This window comes from Butyrivibrio proteoclasticus P6B7 (assembly GCF_000622085.1).
GTDB lineage: Bacteria > Bacillota > Clostridia > Lachnospirales > Lachnospiraceae > Butyrivibrio > Butyrivibrio proteoclasticus_A.
This window is the reverse complement of record NZ_JHWL01000005.1, coordinates 132,638-151,816: the sequence shown is the minus strand read 5'-3', so window position 1 is coordinate 151,816 and position 19,179 is coordinate 132,638. Positions and strand designations below refer to the sequence as shown.

The window sequence follows — 19,179 nt, the reverse complement described above, 5'->3', positions numbered from 1 at the left end:
ATAATACCCCATGGAATGCTATTTCATGGGGTATAGGTATTAAAAGATGAAAAAATTTTCAGGATACATTTATATGATCGTGGGCGCAGCTCTTATCGTTATGGCTGCACTTTTGGTTAGGCACAACTTCAACGAAAGCGCTGAGGCAGGAGAATCTTCAGATCAGATGCTTGAAGGCGTTATCATGCAGATGCCAAGCGCAGTAATGGCGCAGGAAAGCGGTGATATGCCAGTGGTTGATGTGGATGGTCACAGCTTTGTAGGCACTGTTGAGATACCTTCTCTTGGACTCCTTCTCCCAATCCAGAGTGAGTGGGCAAGTGAGAACGCTAAGCTTTCAGTCTGCAGATATAAGGGCTCTGTATATGAGAATGACCTTATTATTGCAGGTCACAACTATTCAGAGCACTTTGGTAACCTCAATCAGCTTTCTACAGGAGATGAGGTTATTGTTACTGACATGAATGGAAAGAGCTTTTACTTCCAGGTAGCTAACATCGAGACCTTAGGTTCCTACGATGTAGAGGAAATGGAAGCTGGCGAATGGGATCTTACTCTTTTTACCTGTACAATAGGCGGAGCTAACCGTGTTACAGTTAGATGCGAGTCTACAGGTAAGGTCAGCGACACAGGTTCAACACCAGATGTCCTTGACGCGGCAGAGAAGAGTAAGCACATCCGTAAGACCAATTGATAGACAAGATAATAGATGATATTAATCATCAAAGAATATGATGTATTTTACGCAGAGTAGTCACACAGGCTACTCTGTTTTTCTTTATAAATCTATAAGAGTTGTGGTTCTTGATAAATAGCTCTTTTAGACCGATATATAAAATAGATATTAAGTATTAATAGAAATTTTACCCCTGTATTGTGGACGATATGCCCCATAAATACTATAATGGTGGTACAAAGGAAGAGTATATCCATGGAAAGGAGTTGATGCAGATGATCATAGTTAAAATGAATGAGACAACAGTAGAATGCAGTATAGCAGCATCAGAACTCCATGAGATTGGTTTGACTCCTGAGGCCGTTGTTAATGGCGCAGAGAATACAACATCCTTTTTTGCCCAGCTCAACAAGGAAGTAGGAGCTCAGCTTGATTATGACCCTGAGACTGAGGTCATGATGATGAGTAAGAACATGATGATGGACGGAAGCGTTCGCATCTTTGCCGTTAAGATGAGCAATGAAGACATCCAGAAGGCTACAGACAGGATCAGAGGAGCAGCAGAGACAGTTCTCAGACTCCTTACCCAGGAAAGGGTTGATGAGATCAAGTCTAAGACCGGAAGAGATAAAGGCGTTGCTCTTAATGAAGTGATCACCAACGTAACAGATACCATCAACAGGATGTACAACACAGATTATTCCGGCAATCAGCTTCCGCAGAACGAAGAGGTGAGCTATCAGCCTCTTACAGAGTATGCAAGCTACATGATGGAATTTGATGATCTGGATGATGCCAAGAGATTTAGTAAGGTTGTTCAGAAGCTTCCGATAGTTGATTCAGTTCTTTACAAGCATGGTAAGACCTATTACCTCATTGCAGGCCTTATGACCGCCGATGAGAGTATTATCTATGAAATGAGACGAGCTGGCGTTGAGTATTCCCAGATGCTTACTGTGAATGCTCCAGAGGCTATGTTTATAGAGGAGCACGGCGACGTGATCCTGGCAGAGGACGCAGTTATTCACCTTGCGGACCTTTCCAAATAACAAATATAGAATGGATGCTGCTTACATTGAAGGACAATTTTTCTGTATTTAATTTTTCAAAAGTTTATGATCATGAGAGCTTTTATCGAGACGGTAAAGGCTCTTTTAAATGCGTAAATATGACCGAAATAACAGGCACTAATTGTATGTGCGACGATAGTGCCATAGAACAGATAAAAGAGCTAATAAAGGCCCAGAACATAGCGCCAGAGGAGGTTCATTTTATTGACTCCGGCAACTACCACTACATGTCCAGTATCCTTACGGATATGGTAAAAGAGCCCTTCTCCTTAGTGGTGATAGATCATCATCCGGACATGCAAAGACCTATGTTTGGCGATATTTTATCCTGCGGAGGCTGGGTTTTAGAGGTTATGCGTAATAACCCTAATCTCAAGGAAGTCTATGTAATTGGCGCAGATAGTGAACTTATAGACAAGCTTGATGAGGAAGATAAGGCAGGAACCAGGTTCTATTCAAGGGACGACATATTTGCTGGTGACAGTGCTAATCCTGAGAATTCTGCGGATCCAGATGATTCTGCAGCGCTGTCACTGCCAGATACCGGATATCCCATCTATCTATCCCTTGATAAGGACGTTATTTGCAAGGAAGAACTTGATACCAACTGGGATCAGGGCGATATGACTATTAGCCAAGTCCTTACCCTGGTAAAAGAGCTACTTAAGAACAGAAAGGTCATCGGCTTTGATATTTGCGGAGAAATCTCTTTTGACCAGGAGGACTGTGACATAGAAAAGGCCCTGGAGGTTAACGACGACTTTAACAGGAAGATTGTCCAGATTGTCACAGATTTGTGTCAGACAGGGTTAAATGTGGTAGAATAAGCGTAATACCGATATGTAAATTGGAGGGCGAAATGGAAAAAAGATATAGGGATTACTTTAGGTATCTTGATAAGTTTGAACTTGATGTTATTTCCGAAGAAGAGGCTTCTTCAATAAGGGATGGTATCAGGCTTCAGCTTAATAGTCTTAATCTTGAGATGATCAGAGCGCTCATCATTGCTTTGGCGTTTCTTATCTGTACATGTATTTTCCTTTCAATTGGTCTTAGTAATATGAATGTGTTTGACCTTGTGTGCGCAGCAGTTATGGGGGTAATTGCGGCTGTTTCCAGTGTCAGATACAGGAACATGTCAGATACTTCTAACAAAATGAATCAGTACATCGACAAATTCTCTCGGATTTAATCAGGCAGCAGAATGCGGATTGGGAAGCCGCATTCGTAGCTGTATTGGGGACATTGGGGTATGAAAAAAATAAAGTGGACTATGCGCCAGGCCATTCTTGGGCTGGTAATCGGTTGTACTCTTTTTGCGATCATTACACAGACTGTGGTCTTTGAGGTTATCTCAAGGCAGCAGATCCGCAAAGAGAGTCTTCTTAACAACGACGAAACTCTTCAGCGTATCGAAACAGAAATCAATTCTTATGTTCTTGGAATAATAGTGAAAATGCAGACCATCTACAATGAAACGGAGATGGTCTCTGACATGCGCTATTGCGGGAACAATCGTAAAAAACTCCTGGATTATTACTGGACCGCCTGGCATCTTGCGGAGCGCCGCTTTGATTCCTCGGATCAGCTCCTTGCCATGTATATCTATGACAACAGCGACAAGCTGGTGAGTTCTTGGAGAAAGCAGCCCTATAACTATCCCCATGATCTTTATGATACTCAGCAGTATGTGAATGTTTCCCATCTTCAGAGTTATCTTAAATCCGATGACTACGCAGTTATGCTTTCTGGCTATCACAATGAGGAGGCGGATCAGGATGTTATCAGGTTTGTGCTTAAGCTTCACACCTACGATGACGACAGGTCCCAGTTTGGCTATCTTATCTGTGATTACAGCACCCAGAATATTTCAGACATTATGAGTAAGTACATCTCCTCAAGAGATGTTTATGTGTGGCTGCAGCCCAAGGGTGATTCTCCAATTGCCCAGGTTGGCAACACCACCAAGGAAGAGAGTAAGATCTTTTCACAGCTGACAAAAGAAATAGCCACATCCTCAGAGGCGTTCCCAGAGCTGGGAGATGAGTACGGCTCTTTTTACCTTAATAGCAAAAGCTCTGAGAAGTACAACGTGCATATTGTGATGCTGACGCCTCAGTCACTGATGATGCACACCCAGAGCGCACTTGCCAGAATGCTTATCATCATTGCAGTGTTTATTATTCTGGTAACGCTCCTTCTGGGAACTCTGATTTCAAGCTTTATCTACAGACCTGTTGAGCAGCTAAGCCACACCATTATTGACATTAAGAACGGTGATACAGACCAAAGAGCCAGCACAAGCGGCTGGAGCGAAGAACTTAAGGTCATGGGTGATGAGTTTAATGAGATGCTTGATCAGATAGGCCAGATGGTGGAGGAGGAGTATGAGGCTAAGGTGCTGATGGAAAGGACTCAGTACAAGGTGCTGCAGTCCCAGATCAATCCTCACTTTTTGTACAATACTTTGGATACTATGAGCGGCATTGCGGCTTCCCAGGACTGTAACCTTGTAAGTGGTCTTTGCCAGTCACTTTCTGCTATATTCAGGTATAGCCTTGATATCTCTGACACCCAGTCCACCCTGCAGCAGGAAATGGCACACGTCAGGAACTACCTGTATGTTATGGATGTCCGTAACGGCAACACCATTAAATACAACTATTTGATCGATTCAGATACATTAAATGACAATATTCCCCGCATTACACTGCAGCCTATTGTGGAAAATGCGCTTCAGCACGGCCTTAGGAACACCAGAAGGAAGGATAAAGAGCTCACAATAAGGGCTTACCACGAAGATGACAACCTGGTGATCGTCATTGAGGATAACGGCGTTGGCTTTGATGCCCAGGCCATGAACGAACAGCTTAAGAATGCAGATATTGGCAGAATCGAGATGGGGCGTTCAATTGGAGTCATGAACGTAAATGCAAGAGTTAAGAGTGTTTACGGAGATGGCTACGGAATTCACTTTGAAAGTAGCCCTGGGGAGGGCACAAAGGCAGTGATCTTACTTCCAATAGTAAGAGAAGAGGATGCCTTGATCAGCTAAAAACAGTACATATCAGTCTTGGAGGGAATTATGGGAGCAAAGTACAAAGTATTGTCAGCAGACGACGAATTATGGAGTCGTGAAAATATAAGAAGAATGATATCCTGGGAGGATTATTCAATTGATTTCCTTGAGCCTGCCTGCGATGGCGAGGAGGTTCTTGAAAGAATACCCAAGGAAAAGCCGGATATTGTCATAACGGATATCAACATGCCCTTTGTGAGCGGCCTTGAGCTTCTTGATAAGATTCATAATGATTATCCTGACATCATAACCCTGGCAGTCAGCGGCTATGACGATTTTATGAAGGTTAAGGGTGTGTTCATGGCAGGAGGCATAGACTATCTTCTTAAGCCAGTGGGAAGGGAACAGCTGGCCCATTCCCTTAGTAAGGCTCTTAAGACCCTGGAGACAAGGCAGGAGAAAAGAGCTAACGAAGAAGACGTTAAGCTGCGTGAAAGCTATGTATCATCCTTTCTTGAAGACGATGAGTTTTCGTCAATCTTAAATGGTAAGCTCTTTAGGCCTGGCAAGGAATCCCATGTTCCAAGCACCAAGGTCTTTTCAGAGATATCCACAATCCTGGTTAAGTTCCACGACGTGGAGATCCTTAAGCAGAGCTGTGATAAGGACGTACTTAGAATGTCCTACGACATGAAGACTAAGTTAAGGAGCCTCCTGGATCAGGAGGAGGCTGTGGTCTTTAACTATACGGACAAGGTCAATGAATTCATTATTGAACTTAATGCCACCCCTGCAAGGCTAAGACTTATTGCAGACCGGATTTTGGAGGCCTTTCCGATTGAAAAGCAGGGACCAGTCACCATAGTTATTCATGAAAAGGCCAGCTCCCTTGATGACATCGCAACGGTTTATAGAGAGATGATCGCAGAGCTGGTAACAAGGCCCTTTGGAGCAAGGCACAGCATCATAGTCTGCAACGGCGCAGGGAGAAGTGGCAGGATTCCTGAGCGTTTCACAGATAGAATTGAGTCCATGATCTCTGACAGCCTTAAAAAGCAGGATGCAGCCCAGGCAGGAAATGTGATCATGGAAATGGCGGGGCTAAATAAGTGCGACAGCGCTTCCTGGAGCCTCCTGGAAGTGACCCAGTTTACTACCGGTGTTATAAATGCCATAGCAGAGGCAGATAAGACCAGCGATGGTAGAACCTATGAAGAGGTTCAGGACGGCCTTAACTATGGCCTTAGAACCCTTAATAAGTCTGTGATCCTTGAGAACATAGAGCTGGCTCTTGAGCTCTTTTCAGGGGCAGCAGTTAAGGACAACAATTCCATAAATGAACAGGTTGAAAGTGCCCATGACTACATCACTCAGCACTACATGGAGCACCTTTCCCTATCAGACCTGGCTCAGCAATTCTTTGTTGAGCCCAGCTATCTGTCCAGGAAGTTCTCCCAGAAGTACGGCGAGACCGTAACTACCTTTATAACCAGACAGCGCATGGATAGGGCAAAAGACCTAATGAAAGACGAAAACAACAAGCTGGAAGTCATTTCCTTTGAAGTCGGCTACGATGACTACAACTATTTCAGCCGCGTCTTCAGGCGCTTTGAGGGGGTGAGCCCCAGCGAGTACAGGAAGAGCATCCTGGGATAAGTGAATCTGCGTTACCACAGGTAGGGATGCCAGCTAAGACTCCGGCCCAGCTACCCACAGGCTCTACTTTGTGATGGTTCACTCGCCGCAATTTAAGGCTTTCCAAAAGGTGTTTCTTAATCCTGCGAATTAAAACTCTGCTAGGCTCTAAGATTTTTAAAGGCAGGGTGTTTTGATACTGGCGAGTATAGGCAACAAAAGTGCCATTTTCTAATGCTCCCAAAGCAGGCTTTCCCGCGCATGCGAACGATTGTCTGAAGCAGGGCGAAAAGATTATATTACATGGCAAGCCCGCAGATGCGGGCATTGTGGCAAAAGAAAAATGCGATTTTCCAAGCTCTTTGAGTTTGAAAAATCGCATTTATTTTTTGCCCATGGAGCAAAGCTCCAATTGCCATGTAATATAATCCGCCCTGCAAGTATTTATCGTGCAGCATGCGCATTGAAAGAAAGCCTGCGGGAGCATCTGAGAAAATGTGCACTTTTTTGTAATGAGCCAGATCAAAATCACCTGCCGTAAAAATCTAAGAGCCCAGCCTCAGACAGTTAATTCGCAAGCAGGATTTTGGAAACACTTTTGGAAAGCTCTTAAATAAGGGCTCGCTCTTACATCACAAAGTAGAGCCTGTGGGTAGCTGGGCCGGAGTCTTAGACTGGCACCCTATGGGTGGTAACGCAGATTTGCACTGTTTTTCATTTTTTTCAAAATTGTGATAGTGAGTTTTTCTAAATTGTGCTAATGCTCTAAAAACCTAATTGATACAATAGCTTCGTAAAGAGGAAGTAGGGACTTCTTCTTGCGAAGCTTTTTGTTTTGGGAGGGGAATCTTTTGTTAATCCATAGTAAAAAACTTAAATGCATAATGATGGCCGCGGTTGTGGCGGCGACTATACTGACTGGCTGTGGAAAGGCAGGGTCAGCCCAGATAAATACTGAGGATGGAGTAACCAATATCCTTGATTATGTGTCTGTTGAGTTTAGCGGCAAGAACGGGGAAGGCACAGCCTGGGTAAACGTTGACTACGACGGAATGGAAACTGAAATGGTGGGAGGAAAGGACAAGATAAAAGAGCTGGATGATATGAGCGATCTGGCTACGCTGTCCAAGTACATTAACGCTGTATCCTCTATTTCTTTTAGCATCGATAAGAACGAGGGCCTTTCAAACGGAGATCAGGTGATAGTATCTGTATCCTATGACAGTTCAGCAGCAGAGTCGGCCGGCGTTACCTTCGGAGATCAGAACAGCAAGACCTTCGAAGTGAAGGGACTTAAATAAGGTTACTAATTCGATCCGCGGATGGCTCGGGTCGGTAAAAATATTCATTTCTTTTATTTCCAAAGGAGGGTTACAAATCTATGAAAAAGAGCTTTAAAAGGTTGGGAACACTGCTCATGGCAGGCGTTATGGCGGCATCCCTTGTAACAGGTTGTGGAAAAGCAGCAGGTGGCGGCGAGAGTGCTGGTGCTGCTGGCGGAACAGATAAGATCAAGATCGGCGTATCTATCTGGAGTTCTACAGATGTTCTTGGAAGCCAGTGTAAAAAGATCGTTGATAAGGCAGCTAAGGCTAACGGCGTAGAAGTTCAGTACGTTGACCAGGCTCACGTTTCTGAGCAGGTTACAGCATCTGTTGAGCAGCTTTGCGCAGCTGGATGTCAGGGAATCATCATCTGTAACTCAGCTGATTCAGAGATGACTTCAGCCATCAACACATGTACAGAGCACGGCGTTTATATAGCACAGTTCTTCCGTATCATCTCTCAGGAGAACAGCCCTGAAGTATACCAGACAGCTTGTAACTCCAAGTATTATGTTGGCGCAGTTCATGAAGACGAAGTAACAAACGGATATACACTGGTTAACCTTCTTCTTGAAAACGGCGATAGAACCATCGGACTTGAGGCTTGGACCGTTGGTGATGCTACATTCCAGCTTAGATGGAAGGGCTACCTTCAGGCTATCGATGAGTGGAACGCATCTCACCCAGATGATCAGGCAACAATCACAGAGCCTGTATACGCTAACACTTCTTCAGAAGAAGGCGCTGCAGCAGCTATGTCACTTTACAACTCTAACCCTGGTATGGACGCTCTTATCGTAGCAGGCGGCGGTGGAGATCCACTTGTTGGTTCTATCGGAGCTTTCGCTAACGAAGGTCTTACAGGCAAGATCGACGTTGTATCAACTGACTTCCTTGATGACCTTGCAGATCAGCTTAAGTCAGGCGGAATGTTTGCTGAGTCAGGCGGACACTTCTGCGATCCTCTCTTTGCATTCTACCTTGTTCTTAACGCAGTTAAGGGCAATTATGTAAAAGAGGAAGGCACATTTGGTTATGAGATTCTCTTCCCATATCTGTATGTATCATCTCCTGATGACTATGCAAACTACGAGAAGTACTTTGTAAACGACGATCCATATACAGATGAAGAGCTTGCTGAGATGGCTTCTTACAGCTTCGAAGATCTTAATAAGGCAGCTTCTAATCTTTCAATCAATGACGTTATTTCCCGTCACAGCAATTAATAAAAATACTAAACATGCTATCCCTGCCATCCAGGGGTAGCATGCTTTATCCGGGAGGAGTATATGAGCAGGTTTCAAAAATTCAGACAAAGCCATTGGTACGGTCTTATTCTTCTGGCTCTGATAGCTTTTTTGTTTTGGGGAATATTCAAGATCCTCACACCAGAGACCTTTGGTGATTTTGACAAATTGCAGACTTATTTAAAGACAGCTCTTTATTATGCGGTAGGAGGATGTGGCCTGTACTTTATCTGCGTTATGGGCCCATTTGATATGAGTGTTGGCGCAAACATCGTGCTTTCATCGGTGCTTGCAGTAAATATGAGCGAACGTTTCGGATATGCTGGCCTTCTCTTGGCGCCTATCATCAGCGGCGTGCTGGTGGGTCTCATAAACGGACTTGTATATATAAAGCTAAGAATCTCATCACTTATTGTAACAGCGGGATTATCCCTTGTTTATGAGGCTTTATCTATTTTTGCCACCAACGGAAAAGAGGCTATTCTGGCTCCTTCCTACAGAGCCTTCGGAGATTACCCGGGAAACCTTATCCTGGCCCTCCTTGCCTTCTTCCTTTGCGGCTTTATCCTTAAGTATACCAAGATCGGAACCTATACCTATGCAATCGGCTCCAACGAGGTTGTAGCTAAGAACATGGGAGTAAACGTAGATAAATACAAGGTTGTAGCCTTTGTACTCTGCGGATTCTTCGTAGGAGTTGAGGCTATCCTTACAATTTCCTATGGAACCTCCATGACAAGTGCTTCAAACCTTGCTTCCATGGCCCGCAACTTCCCACCACTTATGGGAACCTTCTTCGGACTGGCCTTTAAGAAGTACGGACATCCTGTTATCGCCATTGTGGTAGGAGAGTTCATAATTCAGCTCCTGTTCCAGGGGTTCGTTGCTCTTGGTGCACCTACTACAGTGCAGAACATCGTGACAGGCATAGTTCTTTTAGCAATCGTAACAATGACCATTAAGCCGATCAAGGGCGCAGTTGTTAAGTAAAGGAGGGGGAAACATGAGTGAAGTACTGCTGCATGCAGAAAAAATCGACAAAAACTTCAGTGCTACACATGCTATCGACCATGTGACTCTCGACTTTTACAAGGGCGAGATCCATGCGCTGATTGGGGAGAACGGCTCTGGTAAGTCCACCTTCACATCCTGTCTTACAGGAATTTACCACAAGGACACAGGAACCTTTACCCTTAACGGAAAAGAGATAAATGCAAAAAATCAGGTGGATGGCAACTATCAGGGTGTAGCCATCATTGTTCAGGAGATTGGAACCCTGTCAGGCCTTACTGTAGCTGAGAATATCTTTTTGGGAAAAGAAAATGAGTTTACCAAGCTCCATGTTAAGAACACCAAGGCTATGAACAAGAAGGCCCAGGAGCTTCTTAATTCCTACGGCTTTGACTACATTAAGGCAACGGACATCATTGATAAATACAACTTTGAGGACAGAAAGCTCATTGAGATAGTTAAGGCTACCCACTTTAAGCCCCAGGTGCTGGTGGTGGATGAGACCACAACAGCCCTTGGTGAGAAGGGTAGAAAAGAGCTGTTTAATGTAATGAGACAGACCCGTGACGATGGAAGATGTGTTATCTTCATATCCCATGACCTTGACGAAGTTATTGAGCAGTCCGATAACATCAGCGTTCTTCGAGACGGCGTTCTGATAGATACAGTTAAGAGCAGCGATGTAAGCACAGACGATCTTAAAAAGCTTATGGTTGGCCGTGAGATGAGTAATAACTACTATAGAACCGACTACGGGGAAGAGATTTCTTCTGAGGTTGTTCTCAAGGCCCAGAATGTGACAGTTCCTGGGGAGATTAAGGACTTTAACCTTGAACTTCACAAAGGAGAGATCATCGGAATCGGAGGCCTTTCTGAATGCGGAATGCACGAGGTAGGCAAGGCCTTGTTTGGCGCCTCCTATGACCGGGAGGGCAAAGTTCTTTTAGCAAATGGAAATGAGATTAACGACATCAAGACGGCAATTGATAACAGCATTGCCTACGCCTCCAAGGATAGAGACAACGAGTCCCTTGTGATCAACGATACGATCCAGGACAACATCTGCCTTCCATCCCTTGAGGACCTTAAAAGAAATCACATTCTCCACGCCAAGGATGAAAAGGCCTTTGCTGAGAAGTTTGCCAAGCAGATGAGTACCAAGATGGAGGGAGTTCACCAGTTTATGTCAGCTCTTTCTGGCGGAAACAAGCAGAAGGTGGTGCTGGCAAGGTGGATCGGCAAGGATTCAGATATCATTATTCTGGATTCTCCCACAAGAGGTATCGATGTAAAGGTTAAGGCGGATATCTATCAAATGATGGATACCATGAGAAAGAATGGCAAGTCCATAATCATGATCTCTGAAGAAATCGCAGAACTTCTTGGTATGGCTGATCGCATCATTATTATGAAAGATGGAATCACTAATGGCGAGTTCAAAAGATCTGAAGACCTAAAGGATACAGATCTTATTGCCAAGATGGTTTAAGGGGAGGTTTGTTATGGAAAATGAGAAAATTCAAAAGGTCCCATTTATGGACAGGCCTATAGTCAGAAATGTGATGCCCTTTGCGGGATTTATATTCATAGTTCTTTTGTTTACCGTCCTTACAGGGGGACAGCTCTTTACAATTAGTAATCTTAAGCTCCTGTTATCACAGTCCTACGTGCTCATCATCGCCTGTGTTGGAGTGTTCATGGTAATGACCATGGGAGGCCTTGATTTCTCCCAAGGCTCAATGCTTGGTGTATGCTCAGTAGTGATCTGCTTCTTGTCCAACTACAACATATTCCTGGCAATTGTGTGCGGAGTACTTACAGGCGGAGTAATCGGCCTTGTTAATGGATTCTTTAACGTAAAGCGCAAGATCACATCATTTATTGTTACCATCTGTAACATGTATCTGCTGCGCGGAATGGTGGCCTATGCTACCACCAAGAGCCCTGTTTATGGCGTATCCAACATCACAACCTATAACTCAATGCCATTTAACCTTTCCTTTACCATCATTATACTGGTGGTGGCCTTTGTGGTGTTCCAGTACACAGGCCTTGGCAACAGGCTTAAGGCAATCGGAGCAGGAGAGACAGCAGCCAGATTTGCCGGTGTAAGGGTAGAAAGAACTAAGATGCTGATCTACATGGTGGCAGGCATGATAACCGGTCTGGCAGCCTTTATCAACAGCATCAAGGTAGGCTCTGTTACATCTACGGCAGGTAATCAGCTGGAGACCCAGATCATGATAGCTCTTGTACTTGGCGGAATGCCGGTTAACGGCGGAGCCAAGGTTAAGTTCTACAACATTATCCTGGGTGCTCTTACCTACAAGATCCTGATGGCGGGCCTTGTTATGCTTGGAATTGAACCAAAGACTCAGCAGCTCATCACCGGAATTGTGTTCCTTGTGATGGTGGCAGTATTTGCTGATAGGGAGACGGGTATGATCGTTAAATAAAAAGAAATGGCACTTCACTTTGGGGATTGTGAAGTGCCATATTTTTGAGAAACAATCGATATTTATAGCCGCCAAACCTTGACATTCTTACGAAAAAACCTTATCATTATCTACGTTGCTTGCAGAAGTGGCGGAATGGCAGACGCGCATGGTTCAGGTCCATGTGTTGGCAACAACATGAGGGTTCAAGTCCCTTCTTCTGCACGAGGAAAAAGAAAGAGAGATAGTCGTTTGACTATCTCTCTTTCTTTTTATTCGCGCAGAAGCGCGAATCGAACCCCTCGTTGAAAAGCAAACGAGAGGGTTCTGGGATTCACACTAGACTCGAAAAGACCTCGTCAAGTGTTCATCCATGGCTCGCACTAAGCTCGAAAGGACCTCGCTAAGTGCTCTGCTCAAAGTTCCTTCTCCCTGCTACCACTTTGTCTACAGTCTTGTGGGAGCTTTGAAAAAGGCTCCCATTTCTGATTCTTAACCAGAATATATTGTAGCCATTTCATTACGTGGTAGTCTGCTAAAAGTTCCTCCTTGTTTACACATTTTAGTAAAAAACACAGAAAATTCATGGATTCTGTGATTTGAAAGCCTTTGAGATGTGGTAAAATCCAAAGTTGCAGGCATTATGTCATGGTTGTCATTGATGCAATTAAGCAAATGTTCGTATGCTTTCAAAGGAACCAAATGGCTTGAAAACCAGGAAAAATCAGATGATTAAATGAAGAGTGATTGAGGATAAAAAAAGAGATGGTCGAATGACCATCTCTTTTTATTTTTATTCTGCTGGTTCAGTTGGTTGTTCTCCAGAGTCTGTTTTGAAAAATTTGATTTCTTCGTTGAGTTTTTCTGCGATTTCTTTGAGGTTGTTAGCTGATCCGGCGAGGGTAGTAACGGTTGCGGAGAGTTCCTGCATGGAAGCTCCGGTCTCCTCTGAAGAAGCAGCATTCTCTTCGGAAATAGCTGAGAGAGCACTCATGGTATCAACAACTGCGTTCTTGGAGTTATCACAGGTGTCAGCGCCTTCTGAGATAAGCTGTACGCCTCCAACTGTATTTCCGATATCTTCAAGCATACCGTTTACTGCATCCAGTGTTTCGCCAAGGGCGATCTGCTGATCGTTGTTACCCTGCTTAACATCTTCAGCAGCGGTAACGGCTGCATCTGACTGTTCAAGAAGCTGTTCCATCTCTTTCTTGATGTCATCAGCCATCTGCTTGGAATCTTCAGCCAGCTTACCGATTTCTTCAGCAACTACTGCAAAGCCCTTACCAGCTTCGCCTGCTCTTGCTGCCTCGATAGAAGCGTTAAGAGAAAGGAGATTGGTCTGGGTTGCGATAGAGGTAATACCCTCAACCTTTTCACTAATATTGTTAACAGCATCCTTAGTAGCTTGGATTGTATTTGAAATGTCATCAATCTTGGCTGTCATCTCAGAAGATGACTCCTTCAGTGAGTGAAGGGAATTACTTGATACCTCTGAAGCTTCCTTCATCTTCTGAGCTATATCAGAAAGATTTCCTGTTGAATTCTGTACGTCAGCAACGGCATCACCGATTCTTCCAACGTTTTCAGAAGCGGACTGGATCTCATCAGCCTGCTGTGTGGCACCGGATGCGATTTCCTGAACTGCATTTGATACGTCCTCTGCAGTCTGGGAAATCTGATCAGCCATGTCGGAGAGTTCCTCTGATGAAACACCAACTTCACCAGCGGATTCCTTGATATTTGCTACGATTCCATCAAGGGTTCCAATAACTGAGTTGGTTGCCTTTGAAATGGAGCCGAACTCATCCTTTCTGGCGTCATGTTTTTTAACCTTTACAAAGCGTCCATCTGACAGAGCATCCAGGGATTTCTCTACAGCAAGGATAGGATCTGTAAAGCTCTTTGCCATAAGAACTGAGATTATGCTGGCAATTATTAAAAGAATTATGCCAACAACAATAACTATTGTTGCAGATTTTCTTGCTGCAGATAAAATTTCTGATTCACTTGTAGCTGTAACAACTACGAAACCAGATGTTGGCTCTTTTACGTAAGCCATATAATTGGTTCCAAAGGACTTGGAAGCGTTCTTATAGAAGCCCTCATCAAGTCCTGATGTATAGAATTCAGAGGATGAAACATCTACTTCATCGTGCTCGCCTTCAGCAATAATGTACTGGGAGTGAGCAGCAACCATACCAGTTCTATCAACTACGAAGGCGTTATCTGACTCTTTTTCCAGAATCTCGTGGAAATTATTAAGATCGTAGTTTCTGTGAACGATTCCGATTACTGTATCGCCATCCTTAACTGGGCAGGCAAAGGTAACCATTCTTCGGCCATTGGACTTACTTATGGTAATGTTGGATACATAATTATTACCGGCCATGGCTTCCTTAAAGTATTCACGTTCAGAAACATCGATGAAGTCGCCTTTTCCTCTGGCAACCTGCATACCTGTTGCATCTGTAACGGAGGTGTTCTCTCCATCATTCATAACAGCATCGCATTCCTGAAGTGTAGCCTGAACAGCATCATATGGAATATCGTTTCCCTTTACATAATTGATGATAGTAGGGTTTCCTGCGATACTCTGGATCATACGCATGTTGGTGTCTACAGAGTTAACGAACAGACTCTGTACATACCATGCCTGCCATTCAAGATTGCTCTGAGCATCTGACATGGCTTTGTTTGTGCTTGTCACATAGCTTACTATGATTGCTACAGCAAGTGGAACGATTACTACAGCAAGCATGATGGCAATCAGCCTAGTTTTTACACTGTCAAAAAATCCAACTTTATTCTGTTTCATCTTGAGCCTCCGTACATTAAACAAAAGCAAATCAACGTACAATACTTCAATATAGATTATACAATAGAGGACTTGGATAATTATTCAAATATACTAAAAATTAATAATAATTTTATGAAATACCGTGGAGTCATTGGGGACGGTTCTATTTGACTCCTTAATTACCGGCTTTTTGAACTATGTTTCTTCCCAATCCTGTCAATCGTTCGATTTGACGTACTGATAACCCGCATTTTTTCAATTTAACCAGCGCTTCGTCTCTATTTCTTTTGTCTAAGGTTTGTAAATCTGTTACCGCAGATTTACCAAGACATTTTGCAAATACTTCTTTTGCCCATTCATCATCATGTTTGCCATCGTTGTATTCAAGACATTCTTCATCGGATTCACTGGCTATATATTTTGCGTATTGCGTGCTATCACCCAAAAGATCTTTTATAACTGACAGATCCATGAAATCTGGTGCTCTATCATAAAGAGCATAACTGCTCCACGGATAATCCCTTGTTGCACAAATTGATGCTTTCTCCGGATTTTGCAGGATGTAACGGAAAACGGTTAAAAGATATTTTTCATCTTCAACTGGTTCACTCTTGTATCTGTCTTGGAAAAGGTGCCCAACTCTATCATATTTCTTGTTAAAATACCCAGAATAACTGACGCCTATTTTTTTCATTAAGAGAATAATCGATGATGATTCGCCATGGACTAGCATGTGTACATGATTAGCCATAAGACAATAGGCACATACTTTTACGTCTGTTTCTTTACAATAACGCTCAAGCCTGTTCAGATAGTGCTTATAATCGTGAGTATCTTCAAATAATAAATGTCTTCCTATTCCGCGTACAATGACGTGCATGTAGCCGGAATCACTCATAAGTCTTGCCACACGTGGCATAGTTGTACCTCCGTTAGTTAATGAATTAAAATCTTGGAAATCAATCAAGTGGAAAACCTACTTGAATCCCAGAAATGGGATAAATGAATTTCAGATAGATGGTAATATATCATCAGTTGGATTTATTGTAAATAGGTAAAATACTAAGTCAGTTAGAACCGTCCCAAATGACTGCAACAAAAAAAGGAACCAGCACTTAGCTGATTCCTTGAAATCGTGCGGAAGATGGGACTTGAACCCACACGACATAACCAGTCACAAGATCCTTAGTCTTGCTCGTCTGCCAATTCCGACACTTCCGCGAACCGTCATCACTTCGTGACGACTTATCTATAATAACAAGAAAGTGTATCCACGTCAACAAGAAATTTTAAAAAATTTCAAAAAAAATAGTACTTGCATTTTTTTTTGAAATGGTTTAATGTATCCATATCTGAAATTTAACATTTATTTTTTTCTTGCAAACAAGGCACGTTAGTGCAGTCGTTTGGTTATTCCCAAGATGACTAAGTAAAGATGTATTGACTTAATAATGATGAGAATACAGAAGAACTACGAATATTATTTTGGTGCAGGAAGCACAGAAATGGAGATTTATGAGAGAAAGATACGAAACACTTAAATTAGCTGACCTTAGAGATATTGCGAAGAAGAGAGGAATTAAGGGCGCATCTGCACTTAAGAAATCTGAGATAATTGATCTTATGTGTGAGATGGATGAGCAGGAAGCAAAGAGTAAGCCTGCTGCAGAGGAAAAGCCTAAGCCAGTCAAGAAGAAAACAATAGTTGTAAAGGCAATATCTCATCATGAAGACAGGCCAGACAGAGTTGAAAAGATAGAGAAACAGGAAATCTACGAAGTAGAAGAGGAAGACAGAGAAGAGGAAGATACTGCAAACGGAATCCTTGAAGTTATGCAGGACGGATACGGCTTCATCAGATGCGAGAACTACCTCCCTGGTGAGAATGACGTATATGTTGCACCTTCTCTTATTAGAAAGTTTAACCTTAAGACTGGTGATATCCTTGTTGGAGCATGCAGAGCCAAAAAGGAATCAGATAAGTTCGCAGCCTTAGAGAGACTTGATACAGTCAATGGCTACAAGCCAGAGGTTGCTATGGGAAGATGGAACTTCGAGAACATGACACCTATTTTCCCTAACTCAAGAATCAGACTTGAGCAGCCAGGATGCTCGGTTGCTATGAGAATCATGGATCTTATCAGCCCAATCGGTAAGGGACAGAGAGGTATGATTGTTTCTCCTCCTAAGGCAGGTAAGACAACACTTCTTAAGGAAGTTGCCAAGTCAGTTCTTAAGAACAACAACGGCAATATGCACCTCATCATCCTTCTTATTGATGAAAGACCTGAGGAAGTAACAGATATCAAAGAGTCTATCGAGGGACCAAACGCAGAGGTTATCTATTCAACCTTTGATGAGCTCCCAGAGCACCACAAGAGAGTAGCAGAGATGGTTATCGAGCGTGCTAAGCGTCTTGTTGAGCATGGTAAGGACGTTGTTATCCTTCTTGACTCTATCACAAGACTTACACGTGCCTACAACATCGTTGTTCCTCCTTCAGGAAGAACACTTTCAGGTGGTCTTGATCCTGCAGCTCTTCATATGCCAAAGAGATTCTTTGGTGCTGCCAGAAACATGAGAGAGGGCGGATCACTTACAATCCTTGCTACAGCTCTTATTGAGACAGGATCTAAGATGGACGATGTTATCTACGAGGAATTCAAGGGAACAGGTAACATGGAAATGGTTCTTGACAGAAAGCTTCAGGAAAAGAGAATCTTCCCTGCTATCAATATTCCTAAGTCCAGCACAAGAAGAGAGGATCTCCTTCTTAATGCTGAAGAGCTTTCGGCAATCAACGCTCTTAGAAAAGGCTTTAACGGCATGAAGGCAGATGAAGCTGTAGATCAGTGCATCAACCTCTTTGCAAAGACACGCAACAACGTAGAGTTTGTAAGAATGGTTGAGAAGCAGACACGCTTCTAATTTATAGAAATAATAAAGGCCACTGGGATTTCCCAGTGACCTTTTATTTAAATATCTCTAAGATCAAGCAGGTTCTCAATTTCCTTGGCCTGCTGAGCCATCTTTTCTTCTTTATTCTTTTGGCGAAGAGTCTTGCGCTCGATGTGCTCTAAGTTAGCCGGATCCAATGGATTTTCTGAAACCCTTGATCCACGGGGCTTTTCTGGAATGAGCTGCTTGGCAATATCCTCTTCAACCTCCATGATCTGCTGAGTTTCAGATACTTCAGGATTAAGATTAACCTCTGGTACCGCTTCAATAGGAGGATACTTCTCGTTCTTCTTGGCACTAAGAAGACTGATGAGATCCACGTTCAGGTTAGAGATGGAGCATCCGATAGCCGGTCTTTCTTTTACGGTAAAAAATCTTACGACGGTGGTAGTCAGTTCGTAGCTGTGGAGCGTAGCCCCATATCTGAACTTAACATCAATCTGGTCTCCGATCTTAACCTTGGTACTTGGGTCAATTATAAGTGAAATTCCTCTTAGAGAAACATCGTGAACTATGCAGTTCTTAAGATTAAGGGTGTTGCCGTTTACAGCAAAAAGACCAAGCTTTTCAATGGCAAATCTCTCAGCCTTTCTGGAGTTCTCAGGCTCTAGCTTGGAGGAACATCTGATAAGGTGGAAATTACCATATCTTGTTTTAACAGGGGCAATAGAAGTGGACATAAACTTATACACGCGGCCGTCTCTCTTGTTGCGAATCTCAACCTGAGAAGGTTCAAGGAGCTGCATGTATTTACCAAAGTATTCCATTGGCTTAACAAGAAGCCCGGCTGATACCCCAAATATCGCCTGGGTCATAAGGACTATTCCGTGGCCAGATATGGAAGCAAAGATCTTAACCTCTGAACCATTTGAAATGTCGTTGACGTTCATATTGTTTCCCCTCAATTACAAGTAATCGTCCCAAATAAGAAAATCTCATATCCACTACATTATATTATACGACATAGATGGGATAAAGTGTTATAATCAATTAGGCAAAGCGC

General features: G+C 43.3%; 15 protein-coding genes and 2 tRNA genes. 13 read left to right on the top strand and 4 right to left on the bottom strand.

Annotated elements, in window-relative coordinates:
• The first annotated feature begins 46 nt into the window (after window positions 1–46).
• The 12 genes from T541_RS20610 to T541_RS0106530 all read left to right on the top strand — a co-directional run bounded on the left by T541_RS20610 (window position 47) and on the right by T541_RS0106530 (window position 12,643).
• The gene (locus T541_RS20610; RefSeq protein WP_081779878.1) at window positions 47–694 is read left to right on the top strand and encodes a sortase; all 648 of its coding nucleotides are present in this window, start codon (window positions 47–49) and stop codon (window positions 692–694) included.
• A gap of 257 nt (window positions 695–951) precedes the next feature.
• Complete coding sequence (locus T541_RS0106580) at window positions 952–1,725, top strand: adaptor protein MecA (RefSeq protein WP_197025146.1); 774 nt, start codon at window positions 952–954, stop codon at window positions 1,723–1,725.
• Window positions 1,726–1,871: 146 nt separating this feature from the next.
• Window positions 1,872–2,573, top strand: a complete 702-nt coding sequence (locus T541_RS0106575) for an arginase family protein (protein ID WP_197025145.1) — start codon at window positions 1,872–1,874, stop codon at window positions 2,571–2,573.
• 32 nt (window positions 2,574–2,605) lie between these two features.
• The gene (locus T541_RS0106570; protein WP_026651945.1) at window positions 2,606–2,938 is read left to right on the top strand and encodes a hypothetical protein; all 333 of its coding nucleotides are present in this window, start codon (window positions 2,606–2,608) and stop codon (window positions 2,936–2,938) included.
• 60 nt (window positions 2,939–2,998) lie between these two features.
• Entirely contained in the window at window positions 2,999–4,801 is a 1,803-nt protein-coding gene (locus T541_RS0106565; protein WP_026651944.1) for a cache domain-containing sensor histidine kinase, read from the top strand.
• Window positions 4,802–4,831: 30 nt separating this feature from the next.
• The gene (locus T541_RS0106560; RefSeq protein WP_034466296.1) at window positions 4,832–6,421 is read left to right on the top strand and encodes a response regulator transcription factor; all 1,590 of its coding nucleotides are present in this window, start codon (window positions 4,832–4,834) and stop codon (window positions 6,419–6,421) included.
• An 830-nt stretch (window positions 6,422–7,251) separates the two neighbouring features.
• On the top strand, window positions 7,252–7,701 hold the full coding sequence (locus T541_RS0106555) for a hypothetical protein (RefSeq protein ID WP_026651941.1): 450 nt from the start codon (window positions 7,252–7,254) through the stop codon (window positions 7,699–7,701).
• Window positions 7,702–7,781: 80 nt separating this feature from the next.
• Window positions 7,782–8,951, top strand: a complete 1,170-nt coding sequence (locus tag T541_RS0106550; RefSeq protein ID WP_026651940.1) for a sugar ABC transporter substrate-binding protein — start codon at window positions 7,782–7,784, stop codon at window positions 8,949–8,951.
• Window positions 8,952–9,014: 63 nt separating this feature from the next.
• Entirely contained in the window at window positions 9,015–9,962 is a 948-nt protein-coding gene (locus T541_RS0106545; RefSeq protein ID WP_026651939.1) for an ABC transporter permease, read from the top strand.
• Window positions 9,963–9,975: 13 nt separating this feature from the next.
• The gene (locus tag T541_RS0106540) at window positions 9,976–11,472 is read left to right on the top strand and encodes a sugar ABC transporter ATP-binding protein (protein ID WP_026651938.1); all 1,497 of its coding nucleotides are present in this window, start codon (window positions 9,976–9,978) and stop codon (window positions 11,470–11,472) included.
• Window positions 11,473–11,485: 13 nt separating this feature from the next.
• Window positions 11,486–12,439 carry an ABC transporter permease gene (locus T541_RS0106535; protein WP_026651937.1) on the top strand — a complete coding sequence of 318 codons (954 nt, stop codon included), beginning with the start codon at window positions 11,486–11,488 and terminating at the stop codon, window positions 12,437–12,439.
• 121 nt (window positions 12,440–12,560) lie between these two features.
• Window positions 12,561–12,643 (top strand) — tRNA-Leu (locus T541_RS0106530).
• A gap of 568 nt (window positions 12,644–13,211) precedes the next feature.
• On the opposite strand, the gene T541_RS0106520 is transcribed toward T541_RS0106530, so the two are convergent.
• From T541_RS0106520 to T541_RS0106510, 3 genes are all read right to left on the bottom strand, one after another.
• Entirely contained in the window at window positions 13,212–15,236 is a 2,025-nt protein-coding gene (locus T541_RS0106520) for a methyl-accepting chemotaxis protein (RefSeq protein ID WP_026651936.1), read from the bottom strand.
• 157 nt (window positions 15,237–15,393) lie between these two features.
• Complete coding sequence (locus tag T541_RS0106515; RefSeq protein WP_026651935.1) at window positions 15,394–16,137, bottom strand: transposase; 744 nt, start codon at window positions 16,135–16,137, stop codon at window positions 15,394–15,396.
• Between the two features lie 217 nt (window positions 16,138–16,354).
• A tRNA-Leu gene (locus T541_RS0106510) sits at window positions 16,355–16,439 on the bottom strand.
• Window positions 16,440–16,733: 294 nt separating this feature from the next.
• Between T541_RS0106510 and rho the strand changes: the two genes are divergently transcribed.
• Window positions 16,734–18,146 carry a transcription termination factor Rho gene (gene rho, locus T541_RS0106505; RefSeq protein ID WP_026651934.1) on the top strand — a complete coding sequence of 471 codons (1,413 nt, stop codon included), beginning with the start codon at window positions 16,734–16,736 and terminating at the stop codon, window positions 18,144–18,146.
• Window positions 18,147–18,193: 47 nt separating this feature from the next.
• Here the strand turns inward: rho and T541_RS0106500 are convergent, their stop codons facing one another.
• Window positions 18,194–19,066, bottom strand: coding sequence for a PilZ domain-containing protein (locus T541_RS0106500; protein ID WP_026651933.1), 873 nt, complete (start codon window positions 19,064–19,066; stop codon window positions 18,194–18,196).
• Between the last annotated feature and the right edge of the window lie 113 nt (window positions 19,067–19,179).

What these genes read in the sequence shown, in the direction of transcription:
- T541_RS0106545 (WP_026651939.1), top strand. Translation starts at nt 9,015, where the DNA reads ATGAGCAGGTTTCAAAAATTCAGACAAAGCCATTGGTACGGTCTTATT.
- T541_RS0106575 (WP_197025145.1), top strand. Translation starts at nt 1,872, where the DNA reads ATGTGCGACGATAGTGCCATAGAACAGATAAAAGAGCTAATAAAGGCC.
- rho (WP_026651934.1), top strand. Translation starts at nt 16,734, where the DNA reads ATGAGAGAAAGATACGAAACACTTAAATTAGCTGACCTTAGAGATATT.
- T541_RS0106565 (WP_026651944.1), top strand. Translation starts at nt 2,999, where the DNA reads ATGAAAAAAATAAAGTGGACTATGCGCCAGGCCATTCTTGGGCTGGTA.
- T541_RS0106515 (WP_026651935.1), bottom strand. Translation starts at nt 16,137, where the DNA reads ATGCCACGTGTGGCAAGACTTATGAGTGATTCCGGCTACATGCACGTC.
- T541_RS0106540 (WP_026651938.1), top strand. Translation starts at nt 9,976, where the DNA reads ATGAGTGAAGTACTGCTGCATGCAGAAAAAATCGACAAAAACTTCAGT.
- T541_RS20610 (WP_081779878.1), top strand. Translation starts at nt 47, where the DNA reads ATGAAAAAATTTTCAGGATACATTTATATGATCGTGGGCGCAGCTCTT.
- T541_RS0106580 (WP_197025146.1), top strand. Translation starts at nt 952, where the DNA reads ATGATCATAGTTAAAATGAATGAGACAACAGTAGAATGCAGTATAGCA.
- T541_RS0106520 (WP_026651936.1), bottom strand. Translation starts at nt 15,236, where the DNA reads ATGAAACAGAATAAAGTTGGATTTTTTGACAGTGTAAAAACTAGGCTG.
- T541_RS0106570 (WP_026651945.1), top strand. Translation starts at nt 2,606, where the DNA reads ATGGAAAAAAGATATAGGGATTACTTTAGGTATCTTGATAAGTTTGAA.
- T541_RS0106550 (WP_026651940.1), top strand. Translation starts at nt 7,782, where the DNA reads ATGAAAAAGAGCTTTAAAAGGTTGGGAACACTGCTCATGGCAGGCGTT.
- T541_RS0106560 (WP_034466296.1), top strand. Translation starts at nt 4,832, where the DNA reads ATGGGAGCAAAGTACAAAGTATTGTCAGCAGACGACGAATTATGGAGT.
- T541_RS0106500 (WP_026651933.1), bottom strand. Translation starts at nt 19,066, where the DNA reads ATGAACGTCAACGACATTTCAAATGGTTCAGAGGTTAAGATCTTTGCT.
- T541_RS0106535 (WP_026651937.1), top strand. Translation starts at nt 11,486, where the DNA reads ATGGAAAATGAGAAAATTCAAAAGGTCCCATTTATGGACAGGCCTATA.